Origin of the sequence: Formosa undariae (assembly GCF_042427615.1) — a bacterium.
GTDB lineage: Bacteria > Bacteroidota > Bacteroidia > Flavobacteriales > Flavobacteriaceae > Formosa > Formosa undariae.
The window spans coordinates 35507-51456 of sequence record NZ_JBHMEZ010000009.1 but is presented as its reverse complement, the minus strand read 5'-3'; the positions used below and the strand labels follow the sequence as shown (position 1 = coordinate 51456).

Genomic DNA, 15950 nt, shown 5'->3' with positions numbered 1-15950 from the left:
AAATTAAACTTATGCTATTATGAAATCAAAACATATATTATGTCTCGTGTTAATGGTTTTGGGAGGTGCCGTTACAGCACAGCAAATTTTACCATTCCCACCAACGCCATCGGCTTCAAAACCGGGATTAACCATGGAAACCTCAACTTATAAAAAGAGACCTGAAGCGAAGCATTTACCTGCCGATGCACCAAATATCTTAATCATTTTAATGGACGATATTGGTCCTGGAACAGCATCGACGTATGGCGGAGAAATTAATGCCCCAACGTTAAGTCGTGTCGCAGATCTAGGAGTGTCTTATAATCGTTTTCATTCCACAGCCATGTGTTCGCCAACACGAGCATCTTTGCTTACAGGAAGAAATCATACAGGAGTAGGAAACGGACAAATCGCAGCATTAGCAAACGATTTTGATGGTTTTAGCGGGGTTATTCCTAAAACTGCAGCCACTATGGCCGAAGTTTTAAAAGCTTATGGTTATAACACCGCCGCTTTTGGAAAATGGCACAATACACCAGAAGACCAGATTACTAATAAAGGACCATTCGATTTTTGGCCAACAGGATATGGTTTCGAAGAATTTTACGGTTTTTTAGCCGGAGAAGCATCGCAATACGAACCTACTTTAGTACATAATACAACTTACGTTACAGAGGAACGTGAAGAAGGATATCATTTATCTGAAGACTTAGCGAATAAAACCATTAAGTGGTTACAGGAGCAAAAAACATATGCTCCAGAGAAGCCGTTTTTTGTGTATTGGGCACCAGGAGCAGCACATGGGCCTCACCAAGTTCCTCAAGAATGGGCAGATAAATACAAAGGAAAATTTGATGATGGATGGGATGCGTATCGCGAACGCGTTTTTAACCGTCAGAAGAAATTAGGATGGATTCCGCAGAACACAAAATTAACGCCACGCGACGAAACCATGGCATCGTGGGCATCTATTCCTGAATCTGAAAAACCATTTCAAAGACGATTAATGGAAGTTTGGGCTGGATTTGCAGAGCATGCAGATTATCATGCTGGTCGAGTAATTGACCAAATTGAAGCTATGGGAGAATTAGATAATACTTTGGTCTTTTATATTTGGGGAGATAACGGGTCGTCTTCAGAAGGATTACATGGTACAATTTCAGAACAATTAGCTCAGAATGCCATTCCAACAAAGATTTCAGAACATATAGAAGCTTTAAATGAACTTGGAGGTTTAAACGTTTTAGGAACTAATAAAACAGACAACATGTTTCATGCAGGTTGGGCATGGGCAGGTTCAACACCATATAAAGGAACAAAATTAGTTGGTGGATATTTTGGAGGTACACGTCAGCCAATGGCCGTGTCGTGGCCTAAAACCATTAAACATGATAAAACACCTAGACCTCAGTTTCATCACGTTATTGATATTGTGCCAACAGTTTACGACATACTAGATATTGCAGAACCAGAAGTTGTAAACGGTTTTGAACAAGTCGATATGGATGGGGTAAGTATGGTATATTCATTACATGATGCTACCGTAAAAGGAACTCATAAAACACAGTTTTTCGATATTATGGCTAGCCGTGGTATATATAGCGACGGCTGGATGGCGAGTACTATGGGATTAAGAAAACCATGGGTAGGTGGTATTCCTAAAGGCGCTAAAACTTGGAATCCTATGAATGATACTTGGGAGCTTTATAATTTAGATGAAGATTGGAGCCAGTCTACCGATTTATCAAAGGAAAATCCTGAGAAGTTAGAAGAAATGAAAATGCTTTTTATCTCTGAATCTACAAAATATAAAAATTTACCCGTTGGAGGTGGATTGTGGGCTACAGCTATCTTTCATCCAGAAGATGCGCCTGCTTCAGCTTTAACAGAATGGACTTTCGATGCTCCACTAACGCGTATGCCTGAATCTGCTGCACCCAAACTTGGTAAAATGAGTAGTTTAGTAACTATGGAGTTAGATGTACCAAAAGAAGCCAATGGCGTATTATATGCCTTAGCAGGATTTAGTGGAGGCGTTACATGCTATATAATGGATGGTTATTTACATTACGAATTCAATTTATTTGAAATAGAAAGAACCAAAATAAAATCGGAATCTAAACTTCCGGAGGGTAAAGCAACCATAGTTGTTGAGTCTAAATTGGTAGACCGAATTGGAGGAGCTATGGATGTAACGCTTAAAGTTAACGGTAAACAAGTTGCTCAAAAACGCGTACCAAGAGCCATGTCTTTACACTTTACTTCTAACGCTACCTTTGATATTGGAACGGACTTAGATTCGCCGGTAGCTCTGGAATATTTTGATCAAGCACCGTTTGCATATAACGGAACCATAGGAAAAACCGTTATTAAATATACTGACGTTAAAAAATAAAGAAACGTTTTACGTTTCTAATTTCATTAAGAAGCCCGTATCTAATTTATTTTAGTGAACCGAACCTTTTAAATTAAAACAATTGGTAAATCGTGCTAATATTATAAGTAAATCTGACTTTGGTATATGGATCGGATGGTGTTTACACTTTGCTATTGGTTTTGTGTTCTTATTTGGTTATTTACTTTTTAGAGAAATATTACCCAATATTTCGGAGTTATTATATGCTTTAATGTTTGGTTTCTTTGCTGGTTTATTTGGAGTAATCGGTTGGAAATTTATGTTTTCTTTACACGGCAATCCGCCACAAGTTCCAAAATTTCCGTTTTATGTTCAGCTTGTTGGGGCGCATATTGTATTTAGTGGAATTGTGGCTACGATGCTAATTATGTATATTTCTTAGACCTAAAGGTAAGTGTTTATATACTGACCTCTAATTTTTTATATGGTGTTTTAATACTTATTGATACCTGTTGTGCATTTTAAATAATGCTAATTTTAATATTATTAATATTTCTATTGAAAACAAACTTATTGATGAATTGAATTGTTGTTAAGGCAGTTATTTTGGATAGTATTCTGGTTTTAAACCCTTGAAACGATTTAGCATAATTACGTCTTATCATAAACTGATCGCATAGTTGCGAGAATAGTGTTTCTATTCTTTTCCTCTTTTTCCTAAATACATAAGGTTGTTTCTTATACTGCTTTTGATTATTTCTCATAGGCGTGCTTAATGTTATATTACAGGATTCAAATAAATTGAGCTGTATTTCCGCAGATAAATAACCTCTGTCACCAATTAATGTACAATCGCTTATTTGCATTTTAATGTCTTTAAGATAATTGATATCGTGTACTGAGGCAGGACTTAAATCAATGCTCTGAAAAACACCATTTACAGAACAAATTGCATGTAATTTATGTCCATAATAATTAGAATTCTGTGCAGCACAATAACCTTTGTCCGGGAACGCATAAGTATCTTCTTTACAGATCTTTGAACGAGAACTTCTGGATAGTTTACAAACTTCCAATGGCATACTATCTACAACAAAACAATCTTCAAACTCATTAAAATGAGAAGCTAATTTTAATCTAATATCATTGAGATTATTGGCTAATTTTCGTCGTCTTCTGTTGTAAACACTTCGTTCTATTTTTGCTGTTATTGTTTTTGGAAGTTTTCTAAACAGGTCGTTTTCACTATCGATTCCCATAAATTCAGCTGTTAGGCTCAAACAAATTAGTTCTAAATCACTAAGTCTTGGCTGTCGTCTTTGATAAGCTAAAAGTTGTTCTTCTGAAATCTTTCTCAATACTTCCAATATTCTTTCGTAATTTGCATTTAAGTTGTTCATCATTAATGTTTTATAGCTAAAACAAATTACTGATTATCAGTAAGATGAACAACTTTTTTATTCTAAATCATAATGCACAACGGGTATAATACCTATCAAATAATACCCTTTTAAAAATTCAAAAATAGCTAACTTTACTAATGCCTTAACTCGAGACACATGTGCTTCCACACCTCACAAACCGCAAAAGTTAAAACCTTAGAACGAAAGTTCAAGGTAAAAATCAGTAATGTAAACTTAGAGAATTATTTCGATATACCTCAGTACCACTTAAACGGTTTTACACATCCTAATATGCTAGTTATCCCACAACAAAAGTCTGAAGTTTTAGCGCCAGGGGTTTGGGGAATCGTACCCGAAGGTACAAGTAAAGACGAGATTACGGGGTATTACAATGAGTCTTTAAAATTTGGAGGTGGTTTAAACGCAAGGTCAGAAAAGGCGTTTGAGCATTTTATTTATAAACACTCCATTATGGAAAAGCGCTGTGTAATTCCGGTGTCTGGTTTCTATGAACCTCATGAATATAAAGGTAAAAAGTATCCGTATTTCTTTAAAAATGAAGATGAATCTCCTTTAGCGCTAGCGGGATTATATTCTGTAGTAGGTGTCTTTCAACTCACATTTTATGTTCTTAGAATCGATAGGTTTATTTATAATCTAGAAAGCTGTATTTGTAGATGCAGAGACGACATAATTGGTTATATTTAATGTGGTTTGATTACAACTATTAAATCGGATTTAGAAATATAAAGTTGAGAAATAAAATATTATTTGATATAAATTTGTAGATTTGTAATTCGTATGAAGAAAGTATTCCATAAAATAATGTCCATGTTAATGGCTTTTGTAGTGTTATTATCTACAATGTCATTTAGCCTTAATATGCATTATTGCGGAGATATCCTGGTTGAAACTGCTATGTTCCAAAAAGCAGAAGGCTGTGGGATGGAAATGCAGAAACCATCTTCTGATAGTTGCTCTATTACGAAAAAAAATTGTTGTGATGAAAAGCAAGTGGTTGTAGATGGTCAAGATGAATTACAATTTTCGATTGATAAAATTTCTTTTGAACAACAAGTATTTATCACTTCACTTATTTACACTTATATCAATCTTTTTGAAGGTTTAGATAAAAATGTATCTACTTTCGAAGAGTACATGTCTCCACTCGTCATAAAAGATATCTTCAAGATTGACGAGACTTATTTAATTTAATTTTTAAACAATAGACTATTTTATCCTATGGCTACATAATGTCATAAGGATGATTTCTTGCATCCGGTGTTTTTCTAACATCAATGTCTAACTGTTTAATTATTAAATATATGCTTAATAAAGCTATCAAATTTCTTATCGAGAATAAACTCGTTGCGGTGCTGTTATTAGTCCTTTTTGTTGGATTGGGAACCGTAAACGCACCTTTTAATTGGGATACAGGGTTTTTACCTAGTAATCCTGTAGCAGTTGATGCTATACCTGATATTGGTGAAAACCAACAAATTGTCTTCACAAAATGGGATGGTCGTTCGCCTCAAGATATTGAAGACCAAATTACTTATCCATTAACCACATCCTTACTAGGGATTCCAGGTGTCAAAACTATTCGTAGTTCTTCGATGTTCGGGTTTTCAAGCATCTATATCATTTTTGAAGAAGATATAGAATTCTATTGGAGTCGTAGTCGCATTCTCGAAAAACTAAACTCTTTGCCAAGTGGATTATTGCCTGAAGGTGTAAATCCTGCATTAGGACCAGATGCTACAGGTTTAGGGCAAATATATTGGTACACGCTCGAAGGTCGTGATGAAAACGGAAAAGTTACTGGAGGTTGGGATTTACAAGAACTTCGTAGCATTCAGGATTACTATGTAAAGTATGCCTTGTCTTCTGCTAGTGGTGTTTCTGAGGTCGCTTCGATCGGTGGTTATGTTCAAGAGTATCAAGTTGATGTCAATCCAGAGCTAATGCGTCAATATAATATTGGTTTAAAACAGGTTGTAAACGCAGTTAAAAGCAGCAATCAAGATATTGGTGCCCAGACTTTAGAAATAAATCAAGCTGAATATTTGGTGCGTGGTTTGGGGTACGTAAAATCTGTTGAAGATATTGAAAATGCTGTAGTCACTTCTGAAGATTTTACTTCAATTAAAATTAAAGATATAGGTAAAGTATCCCTAGGTCCAGCAACACGAAGAGGTTTATTGGATAAAGAAGGAGCAGAAGTTGTTGGTGGAGTTATAGTTGCACGCTATGGTGCTAATCCGATGGAAGTCATTAACAATGTCAAAGCTCAAATTGAGGAACTTAAGGGGGGATTACCAACAAAAGTATTAGCAGATGGTCGAACATCTCAATTAACAATTGTTCCTTTTTATGATCGTACAGAACTTATTGTTGAAACCTTAGATACGCTAAATGAGGCATTGACATTAGAGATATTAATTACCATTTTGGTTATTATTGTTATGGTTTATAATCTAAGAGCTTCTATTTTAATTTCTGGATTATTACCAGTCGCCGTATTAATGGTGTTTGTTGCCATGAAACTATTTGACGTAGATGCGAATATTGTAGCTCTTTCTGGTATTGCTATTGCTATTGGGACTATGGTAGATGTAGGTGTCATTCTCGCAGAAAATATGATTCGTCATCTGGATGATGATAAATTACGGTTACGAGAAGATGGTACAGAGTTAACAACTAATGAAGTGGTTTATAATGCAACGGCCGAAGTTTCTGGAGCGATTTTAACTGCAGTATTAACCACAATCATAAGTTTTGTTCCCGTTTTTACAATGATTGGTGCAGAAGGAAAATTGTTTAGACCATTAGCATTTACAAAAACGATGGCTTTATCAGCATCTTTGGTTATTGCCTTATTTTTAATTCCTCCATTTGCAGCTTATTTATTCAGAAAAACATCACTAAAAAGTTCATTTAAAAATATTATTAATGGTGCTTTAATAGTTGCTGGGATTGCAATTATGGTTGTTGGATATTGGTTAGGAATTATTTTAATAGGTTTTGGTGTTACTGGTTTACTTGGAGTGTTAGGTAAACTAAACAAGAAGAATAGCAATCTCATTAATATTGTAATCTCTTGTGCTGCAATAATATTATTACTTGCCGAGTATTGGAGGCCATTGGGATTCGACAGAAGTATTATAGTAAACTTGATTTTTGTAGCAATTATTTGCTTCGGAATTTTAGGAATATTTTCAATTTTTAGAAGATATTATGGTCAAATTTTAAAATGGGCTTTAGGAAACAAACTATTGTTTTTAATGATTCCTGCAACTGTACTATTTTCTGGAGGGTGGATTATGAATAATACAGGAAAAGAATTTATGCCATCTTTAAATGAAGGCTCTTTTCTATTAATGCCAACCTCTTTGCCTCATTCTGGTGTTGAAGAAAATAAACGTGTACTTCAGCAACTAGATATGGCTGTGGCTACAATACCTGAAATTGAAACCGTAGTAGGAAAAGCAGGTAGGACTGACTCTGCTCTGGACCCAGCACCTTTATCGATGTATGAAAACATGATTCAGTATAAATCTGAATACATGCGTAATTCTAAAGGGAAAAGACAACGTTACAAAGTAAATGAGCATGGTGCTTTTGAGCTGAAGGATAGTACATTTATTTCTAATCCAAATAATTCCGATAATACTGTTTTTACCAAAGTTAATCATACTCAACTTGTCGAAGATAACGATGGTGAATTTTACCGTAATTGGCGTCCGAAAATTAATAGTCCAAATGATATTTGGAACGAAATCGTAAAGGTAACCAAATTACCAGGAGTTACTTCTGCTCCAAAACTACAGCCCATAGAAACTAGATTGGTAATGCTTCAAACAGGAATGCGTGCACCAATGGGAATAAAAGTAAAAGGGCAAGATTTGAAACAAATTGAAGCGTTTGGTTTGCAACTAGAAACTCTTTTAAAGCAAGCGGAAGGTGTTAAGGTAGAGGCTGTTTTTGCAGATAGAATTGTTGGTAAACCTTATCTACTAATAGACATTGATAGAGAAAAAATAGCACGTTATGGTATATCAATAGAAGATGTACAAGGGGTGTTAAAGGTTGCAATAGGAGGAATGGCATTAACTCAAACGGTTGAAGGTAGAGAGCGCTATGCTATTCGAGTTCGATATCCTCGAGAATTACGTGGAAATCCAGAGGATATAAAAGGTATATACATACCTGTAGAGAAAGGTAATCCTGTTCCTTTAAGTGAATTAGCTACGATTCGGTATGAGCAAGGTCCTCAGGTAATTAAAAGTGAGGATACTTTTTTAGTCGGTTATGTACTGTTTGATAAATTAGATGGATTTGCAGAAGTTGATGTTGTTGAAAATGCACAAGCATTGTTTCAAAAGAAAATAGAGTCCGGAGAATTGATTGTTCCTAAGGGGATTAGCTATAAATTCACTGGAACTTATGAAAATCAGTTACGAGCGGAAAAAACATTATCTATAGTAGTCCCGTTGGCACTTACCATTATTTTCTTAATTCTTTATTTTCAATTTAAATCCGTTTCTACATCACTTATGGTTTTTACCGGCATAGCTGTGGCATTTGCTGGAGGTTTTATTATGATATGGCTGTACGGGCAAGATTGGTTTTTTAATTTCAGTTTGTTTGGTGAAAATATGCGAGACCTTTTTAATATGAAAACAATCAACTTAAGTGTGGCGGTTTGGGTCGGTTTTATTGCATTATTTGGTATTGCTACAGATGACGGTGTCGTTATGGCAACATACCTCACACAGACATTTGAGCGAGAAAAACCTTCTGATAAAAAGAGTATTAGAACGTTCGCATTGATGGCAGCAGAGAAACGTATTCGTCCGTGTTTAATGACTACCGTTACAACTATTTTGGCACTCTTACCAGTACTAACGTCTACGGGAAAAGGAAGCGATATTATGATACCTATGGCAATTCCCATATTCGGTGGAATGGTTATAGACATTACCTCTTACTTTATTGTACCTGTTTTATATAGCTGGAGAGAAGAGTTTAAATTGAAAAGAGCAAACAAATGAAAAGAATAATTTATACACTACTATGTTTATTCACTTTTAGTATTTCTAATGCTCAAAAATTAGAAACTCTTATTGATGAAGCATTAAATAATAGTCCAGAAATTCAAAAATTTGAATTGCAATATAACATTGCTTCAGAGAAAGTGAATGAAGTGAATGCAATACCTAATACTGAATTTGGTTTGGGGTATTTCGCTAGCGAACCAGAGACTAGAACAGGAGCACAACGTTTTAAAGTTTCAGCTAAACAAATGTTACCGTGGTTTGGAACCATTACGTCGAGAGAGAATTATGTCAAATCATTAGCAGATGCAAAGTATGAAGACATTGTTATTGCTAAGCGAAAATTGATGACCTCGGTATCACAATCTTATTATAATTTATATGCCAATAAAGAGAAGCAAGAGGTTTTTATAAATAATATTAAACTGCTTGAAACCTATGAGACATTCGCTCTAACCTCTTTAGAGGTAGGTAAAGCTTCTGCTGTAGATGTGTTTCGATTACAAATGCGTCAAAATGAAATGCAACAACTAAAAGATGTTTTAAATCAACAGTTTTTAGCAGAACAAACTAATTTTAATAAGCTTTTGAATAGGCAAAAGGATGTTCCTGTTATTCTTGTAGATTCATTAAACATACCATCAGAAGAATTTGAAATAAATTCAGAAGATTTAGCATTGCATCCCGAGCTATTGAAATATGATAAGCTTTATCAGTCGGTTGAGCAGTCGGAATTACTGAATCAAAAGGAAAGTAGCCCAATGGTAGGTTTCGGTTTAGATTATATTAATGTAGAACCGAGACCAGATATGGATTTTAGTGATAACGGCAAAGATATTCTAATGCCTATGGTTTCATTGTCAATACCAATTTTTAATAAAAAGTATAAATCCCAAACCAAGCAAAATGAGTTGGAACAGCAAGAAATTACAGTTCAAAAGCAAGAACGGTTAAATACTTTAGAAACACTTTTAAGTAGAGCTGTAACCGATAGAGTTTCAGCAAGAATAAGTTATGTAACTCAAACCAAAAATCTACAACAAGCTATGGATGCAGAAGAAATTTTAATCAAAAGTTACGAAACAGGAACGATTGATTTTAATGATGTATTAGATATACAAGAACTGCAGCTAAAGTTTCAAATGAACCAAATAGAATCAGTTAAGAGCTACTATGTTCAAAATACTATTATTAACTATTTAATACAGTAAATAATGAAAACAGTTAACACAATTATTTTTTTATTCTTAACATCAATTGCATTTGCCCAAGTAGGGACAAATGGAAATGACAGAAAAGAGGAAGGAAGAACTATAAAAGAGTATAACCTCACTATAGAGGAAAATGAATTAACGCTTGCAGGAGTGACTGCTAAGGGGATGACGATAAACGGAAGTGTACCTGGTCCCACATTAGAATTTAATGAAGGAGACCTTGCAATTATTAATGTTACCAACAAAATGGACGAAGAAACCTCGGTACATTGGCATGGATTAATACTTCCTAATTTTTATGATGGTGTTCCATATTTAACTACGCCACCTATAAAACCAAATACAACATTTCAATATAGAATACCTGTCAATCAATCTGGTACGTATTGGTATCACTCTCATACGATGTTACAAGAGCAGAAAGGAGTTTACGGTTCAATAGTTATTCATCCAAAAGAAAAAACACTGGAATATGATACCGATTTAGTCGTAGTACTGTCTGATTGGACAAATGAAAAACCAATGAATGTGCTTCGTAATCTTAAACGAGGAAACGAATGGTATCAAGTTAAGAAAGGAACAGCGGTACCACTAAGTAGAGTGATAAAAGAAGGTGCCTTGGGAGCTCAATTTAAATTTTGGCGTGATAGAATGGAAGGTGCAGATATTGCAGATATTTATTATCCTGCTTTTCTTTCAAATGGTAAAAAAGTGGCAGAATACCCAGAGTTTAAATCTGGAGAAAAAGTAAGACTTCGATTTATTAATGCATCTGCTTCGTCTTATTATTGGATGGATTTTGGAGCAGGAAATCCTATAATTGTTTCAAGTGATGGAGTCGATGTAACACCAGTAAATAAAAGTAGATTTCTCTTTGGTATTGCAGAAACCTATGATGTAATTGTTACCATTCCTAAAGGTAAATTAGAAGTCATAGCAACAGCACAAGATGGCTCTGGTAACACATCAATTCGTTTGGGGACAGGTAAACTTTTTCCAGCAACTGTAATAGATAGACCAGACAAAGTAGTCATGATGAAGCAAATGGCGAAAATGGATATGAAAATGGGAGCACCTGCAATGGTAGGTAATCAAAAGAAAAATTCGCCTGAAGTTTTAAAGGAAAAGTATGGAATGAAAATGAATATGGAAATGAGTAATAAGATGTCGATGAAAGATGCTAAGATGAATGACCAAATGGATATGAAGATGGATGATAAGGATAAGATGGAAATGAACACAGACTCAATGCCTATGAAACATGACATGTCTATGATGCAAAAAGATAGTACTTCGTTTGATTATAATGCACGTAAAACATATTTCAACTATGATTTTTTAGAGGCAAAAGAAAATACTACTTATAAGTCAGACATACCTGTAAATGATGTTTTACTGAATCTAACTGGTAATATGCAACGATATGTATGGAGTATAAATGGTGTGCCATTATCCGAAACTGATAAAATTAAAATTAAAGGCGGAGAGGTAACAAGAATAACCTTAAACAACTTAACAATGATGCACCACCCAATGCATCTTCATGGTCATTATTTTAGGGTAATTAATGAAAACGGAGAGCGCTCACCATTAAAACATACTGTGAATGTACCACCAATGCAGAATGTAATTATTGAATTCTATAATGAAGAATATGGAGATTGGTTTTTTCATTGTCACGTATTATATCACATGATGGGTGGTATGGCAAGAGTATTTAGTTATGACACACCAAGAGATGAAAGAATGGGAGCATATCCTGTTCAAAAGCTCATCAATGAAACAGATCATTATTATTCTTGGGGAAGGGCACGTGTAGGTTCAAATTTCACAGAATTAAACCTTATATCCAGTAACATTAGAAATGAATTTAGTTTACGAACGGAATTGGACTATAACAAAAATATTGAAGCAGAAGTAAATTATAATCGATACCTAAATGACTGGGTGCGTGTTTATGCAGGTGTAAACACCGAAACATCGACACCAAATTCTTATGACTCGTTTAATACTGTAGGATTAATTGGTGTTAAATACTATACACCTTATAGATTTAATGTAGATGTGAGTATGGACCATCAACTGCGTCCTAGAATTCGTATAGATAGGGAGCTATTACTTTTTCCTAGACTTTTCCTAGAGGGCGAATATGAATACAGAGCAGACTTTGGTTGGGTTAATGATTTAGAAAATAATAACTCATACGAAGGTGAAACCCAATGGTTGGTTGGAGCGTCTTATATTCTGTCACGAAATTTTTCAATCCAAGGAAACTATAACAACCGATATGGTTGGGGTGGCGGACTATTAGTAAGATTTTAAACAATAAACATAAACAATTACATAAATAAAAAAACAATGAAAAACTTAAAAGTAATAACAGGAATTTTAGCAATGACATTTTTAACATTAACAGTAATGTCTTGTAAAGAGGCTAAAAAAGAACATAACAATGATGAAGGTCATAATACAGAAATGAATCACGACAATAGTGATGGTCATCACGATAGCGATAATAAAGTAATGACAGTGAATAACAATCAAGACGAAAATGCCGAAATGATACTTAAAGATTATTTCAATTTAAAAGATGCTTTAGTATCTGATGATGAAGCAAAAGCAAAAGAATTTGGAGCAGTATTGAGAAAAAGTTTAGAAAATTTAGATGTTTCTAATTATACAAAGGAGGAACAAACAGAATTAAAAGAGATTATTGAAGATGCAGTAGAACACGCAGAACATATTTCAGAAAGTCCAATGGCACATCAAAGAGAACATTTTAAAGTTTTAAGTAAAGATGTTACAGATATGGTGGCTATTACAGGAACAGTAAATACTTTATACGAGCAATTTTGCCCAATGTACGATAAAGGTAGTGCTTGGTTAAGTAAAAGCGAAGAAGTACGTAACCCTTATTACGGAAGTAAAATGCTAAAATGCGGTAAATTACAGAAAGAGATCAACTAAATGAAAACTGTTAAAAAGATAATGATGGTTTTATTAGTTGCTTTCGTGGGAATACAATTTATTCCCACAGAACGCAACCAAAGCGATATAGTCCCTGTAACAGATTTTATGTTAGTTAATAAAGTTCCAAATAACATTAAAAGTAAGTTGCAAGTATCTTGTTATGATTGTCATAGTAATAACACTAACTATCCTTGGTATAATAAAATACAACCTGTTGCTTGGTTTCTAGAAAGTCATATAGATGAAGGTAAGACTGAGCTTAATTTTAGTGAATGGGATTCTTTGTCAAATAGAAGAAAGGGAAGTAAGCTTCGGTCAATAATTAAGCAAATAGAAAGTGACAAAATGCCATTAAGTTCATATACCATTATTCATAAAGAAGCTGTGTTTTCTGGAACAGAAAAGCAGGATATCATATCGTATATGAAAAAGTTAAAAGATAGTATTTCTAATTAATTTAATATTATGAAACATATATATCACATACAAGGAATGACTTGCAACGGTTGCCGTAGTCATGTAGAGAAAATACTTTCAGAAGTTGCAGGTGTTTCAAAAGTATCTGTAGATTTAGAAAAAGCAGAAGCAACAATTGAAATGGAATCACATATTCCTATAGAAACATTTCAAGAAGCCTTAAAAAATAATGGTGGGAAATACAGTATTCATAAACAAGGTGAACATCATCAGCATTCCGAAGATAAAAAGGAAAGGCAACTAAAAGGTGTAGGCACAGGTACATTTTATTGTCCTATGCATTGCGAAGGCGATAAAACTTATGATAAAGCAGGCGATTGTCCTGTATGCGGAATGGATTTAGTTGAAGAACAAAATCGATCTACAACTTCATCTGAACAATGGACATGTCCAATGCATCCAGAAGTTATAAAAGATGAAGCAGGTGCTTGTCCTAAATGTGGAATGGATTTAGTACCAATGGAAGCAGATAGTTCAGAGGAAGAGAAAACCTATAATAAGTTATTAAAGAAATTTAAGATTGCAGTAGCATTTACATTACCAATTTTTTTAATGGCAATGAGTGAGATGCTGTCCAATAATCCATTGTATGACATCATGGAGCAAAAATATTGGAATTGGATTCAGTTTGCTTTATCCATTCCTGTTGTGTTTTATGCAACATGGATGTTCTTTGAGCGTGCCTATAAAAGTATCAAAACGTGGAATCTCAACATGTTTACGCTTATTGGAATAGGTGCAGGTGTAGCTTGGTTATTTAGTGTTTTTGGCATGTTTTTTCCAGATATTTTTCCAAGTCAGTTCAAGACGGAATCTGGAGCAGTACATGTCTATTTTGAAGCAGCAACCGTCATATTAACATTGGTGCTTTTAGGACAGCTTCTAGAAGCTCGTGCACATAGTAAAACCAATTCAGCAGTAAAAGAATTATTAAAGTTAGCACCCAATAAGGCTATAAAAGTAGTAGATGGCGAAGACGTTGAAGTAACTATTGATGCTATTGAATTAAATGATATTCTAAAAGTAAAACCAGGTGATAAAATCCCTGTGGATGGATCTATAACAGAAGGGGATACAACCATTGATGAGTCTATGATTACAGGAGAACCAATTCCTGTTAATAAAACAATAAATGATAAAGTAAGCAGTGGAACAATAAATGGTAATCAGACTTTTTTAATGAAAGCTGAAAAAGTGGGAAGCGATACACTACTCTCTCAAATCATTCACATGGTTAACAATGCAAGTAGAAGTCGTGCGCCAATTCAGAATTTAGCCGATAAAGTATCAGGTTATTTCGTGCCTGTTGTGGTCATTATCTCTTTACTGACTTTTACGGTTTGGGCAATTTGGGGACCAGAACCAGTTTATGTTTATGCCTTTGTAAATGCTATTGCTGTTTTGATAATAGCTTGTCCGTGTGCTTTAGGTTTAGCAACACCTATGTCTGTAATGGTAGGTGTTGGTAAAGGTGCTCAAAGTGGCGTGTTGATTAAAAATGCTGAAGCGCTTGAAAAAATGGATAAGGTTACTACACTAATTGTTGATAAGACAGGAACAATCACTGAAGGAAAACCAACCGTTGAAACAGTAGGCTCTTTTGATGATGGTTTAACCGAAAAAGACATTCTGAAATATATTATTTCATTAAATAAAAATAGCGAACATCCATTAGCAGAAGCCACTATTAAATATGGAAAAGAACAAAATGCTGAAATATTAAATTCAGAAAACTTTAGCGCTGTTACAGGTAAAGGAGTGGAAGCTACTATTGATAATAAAAAAGTAGCATTAGGTAATCCTAAGATGATGGATTATGCCAGTGCAAAGATAACCTCGCAAATGGAGGAAAAAGCTAAAGACTATCAAAAGCAAGGTAAAACAGTTTCTTATTTATCAATAAATAAAACGGTTACTGGCTATGTAGTAATAGGAGATAAAATTAAAGAAACTAGTGCAAAAGCCATTAAGGAACTTCAAGATAAAGGTATTGAAGTGATTATGTTAACAGGCGATAATCACGATACAGCTCAAGCAGTAGCAACAGAACTAAATTTAACAGATTTTAAAGCCAGTATGTTACCTGAGGATAAGCTTAAAGAAGTAGAGATACTACAGGGAAAAGGAAAAGTAGTTGCCATGGCAGGCGATGGTATCAATGATGCACCAGCATTGGCTAAAAGTGATATAGGTATCGCCATGGGTACAGGGACATCTGTAGCTATTGAAAGTGCTATGATTACTTTGGTTAAAGGTGATTTACATGGTATAGTAAAAGCGAAAAATCTAAGTCACGCTGTAATGAAAAACATTAAACAGAACCTGTTTTTTGCTCTTATCTATAATACTTTAGGTGTGCCTATAGCAGCAGGAGTTTTATTCCCATTCTTCGGCATTTTATTATCACCAATGATTGCAGCATTAGCCATGAGTTTTAGCTCTGTTTCAGTTATAGCTAATGCATTAAGATTAAAAACAATTAAAGTTTAAC

At 34.4% G+C, this 15950-nt stretch carries 11 protein-coding genes; 10 read left to right on the top strand and 1 reads right to left on the bottom strand.

Annotated features, from left to right (window positions below):
• Window positions 1-19: 19 nt before the first annotated feature.
• Window positions 20-2377, top strand: coding sequence for an arylsulfatase (locus ACFFVB_RS08440; RefSeq protein WP_382382287.1), 2358 nt, complete (start codon window positions 20-22; stop codon window positions 2375-2377).
• A gap of 82 nt (window positions 2378-2459) precedes the next feature.
• Window positions 2460-2780, top strand: a complete 321-nt coding sequence (locus tag ACFFVB_RS08435) for a hypothetical protein (protein ID WP_382382286.1) — start codon at window positions 2460-2462, stop codon at window positions 2778-2780.
• A gap of 79 nt (window positions 2781-2859) precedes the next feature.
• On the opposite strand, the gene ACFFVB_RS08430 is transcribed toward ACFFVB_RS08435, so the two are convergent.
• Window positions 2860-3738 (bottom strand): IS982 family transposase, encoded by an 879-nt coding sequence (locus ACFFVB_RS08430; protein ID WP_382382302.1) that lies wholly within the window; start codon window positions 3736-3738, stop codon window positions 2860-2862.
• 159 nt (window positions 3739-3897) lie between these two features.
• Here ACFFVB_RS08430 and ACFFVB_RS08425 point away from each other — a divergent pair, with 159 nt between their 5' ends.
• The 8 genes from ACFFVB_RS08425 (at window position 3898) to ACFFVB_RS08390 (ending at window position 15949) form a co-directional block, all read left to right on the top strand.
• Window positions 3898-4449, top strand: a complete 552-nt coding sequence (locus ACFFVB_RS08425) for an SOS response-associated peptidase (protein ID WP_382382285.1) — start codon at window positions 3898-3900, stop codon at window positions 4447-4449.
• A 93-nt stretch (window positions 4450-4542) separates the two neighbouring features.
• Window positions 4543-4956, top strand: coding sequence for an HYC_CC_PP family protein (locus ACFFVB_RS08420; RefSeq protein ID WP_446685092.1), 414 nt, complete (start codon window positions 4543-4545; stop codon window positions 4954-4956).
• A 110-nt stretch (window positions 4957-5066) separates the two neighbouring features.
• Entirely contained in the window at window positions 5067-8795 is a 3729-nt protein-coding gene (locus ACFFVB_RS08415; protein ID WP_382382283.1) for an efflux RND transporter permease subunit, read from the top strand.
• On the top strand, window positions 8792-10009 hold the full coding sequence (locus ACFFVB_RS08410; RefSeq protein WP_382382282.1) for a TolC family protein: 1218 nt from the start codon (window positions 8792-8794) through the stop codon (window positions 10007-10009). The genes ACFFVB_RS08415 and ACFFVB_RS08410 overlap by 4 nt, the downstream gene beginning before the upstream one ends.
• A 3-nt stretch (window positions 10010-10012) precedes the next feature.
• Window positions 10013-12334, top strand: coding sequence for a multicopper oxidase domain-containing protein (locus ACFFVB_RS08405; protein ID WP_382382281.1), 2322 nt, complete (start codon window positions 10013-10015; stop codon window positions 12332-12334).
• A gap of 36 nt (window positions 12335-12370) precedes the next feature.
• Complete coding sequence (locus tag ACFFVB_RS08400; RefSeq protein ID WP_382382280.1) at window positions 12371-12979, top strand: DUF3347 domain-containing protein; 609 nt, start codon at window positions 12371-12373, stop codon at window positions 12977-12979.
• The gene (locus ACFFVB_RS08395) at window positions 12980-13438 is read left to right on the top strand and encodes a heme-binding domain-containing protein (RefSeq protein WP_382382279.1); all 459 of its coding nucleotides are present in this window, start codon (window positions 12980-12982) and stop codon (window positions 13436-13438) included.
• Between the two features lie 9 nt (window positions 13439-13447).
• Window positions 13448-15949: a heavy metal translocating P-type ATPase gene (locus tag ACFFVB_RS08390; RefSeq protein WP_382382278.1), complete on the top strand. Its 2502-nt coding sequence runs from the start codon at window positions 13448-13450 to the stop codon at window positions 15947-15949.
• Window position 15950 lies beyond the last annotated feature (1 nt).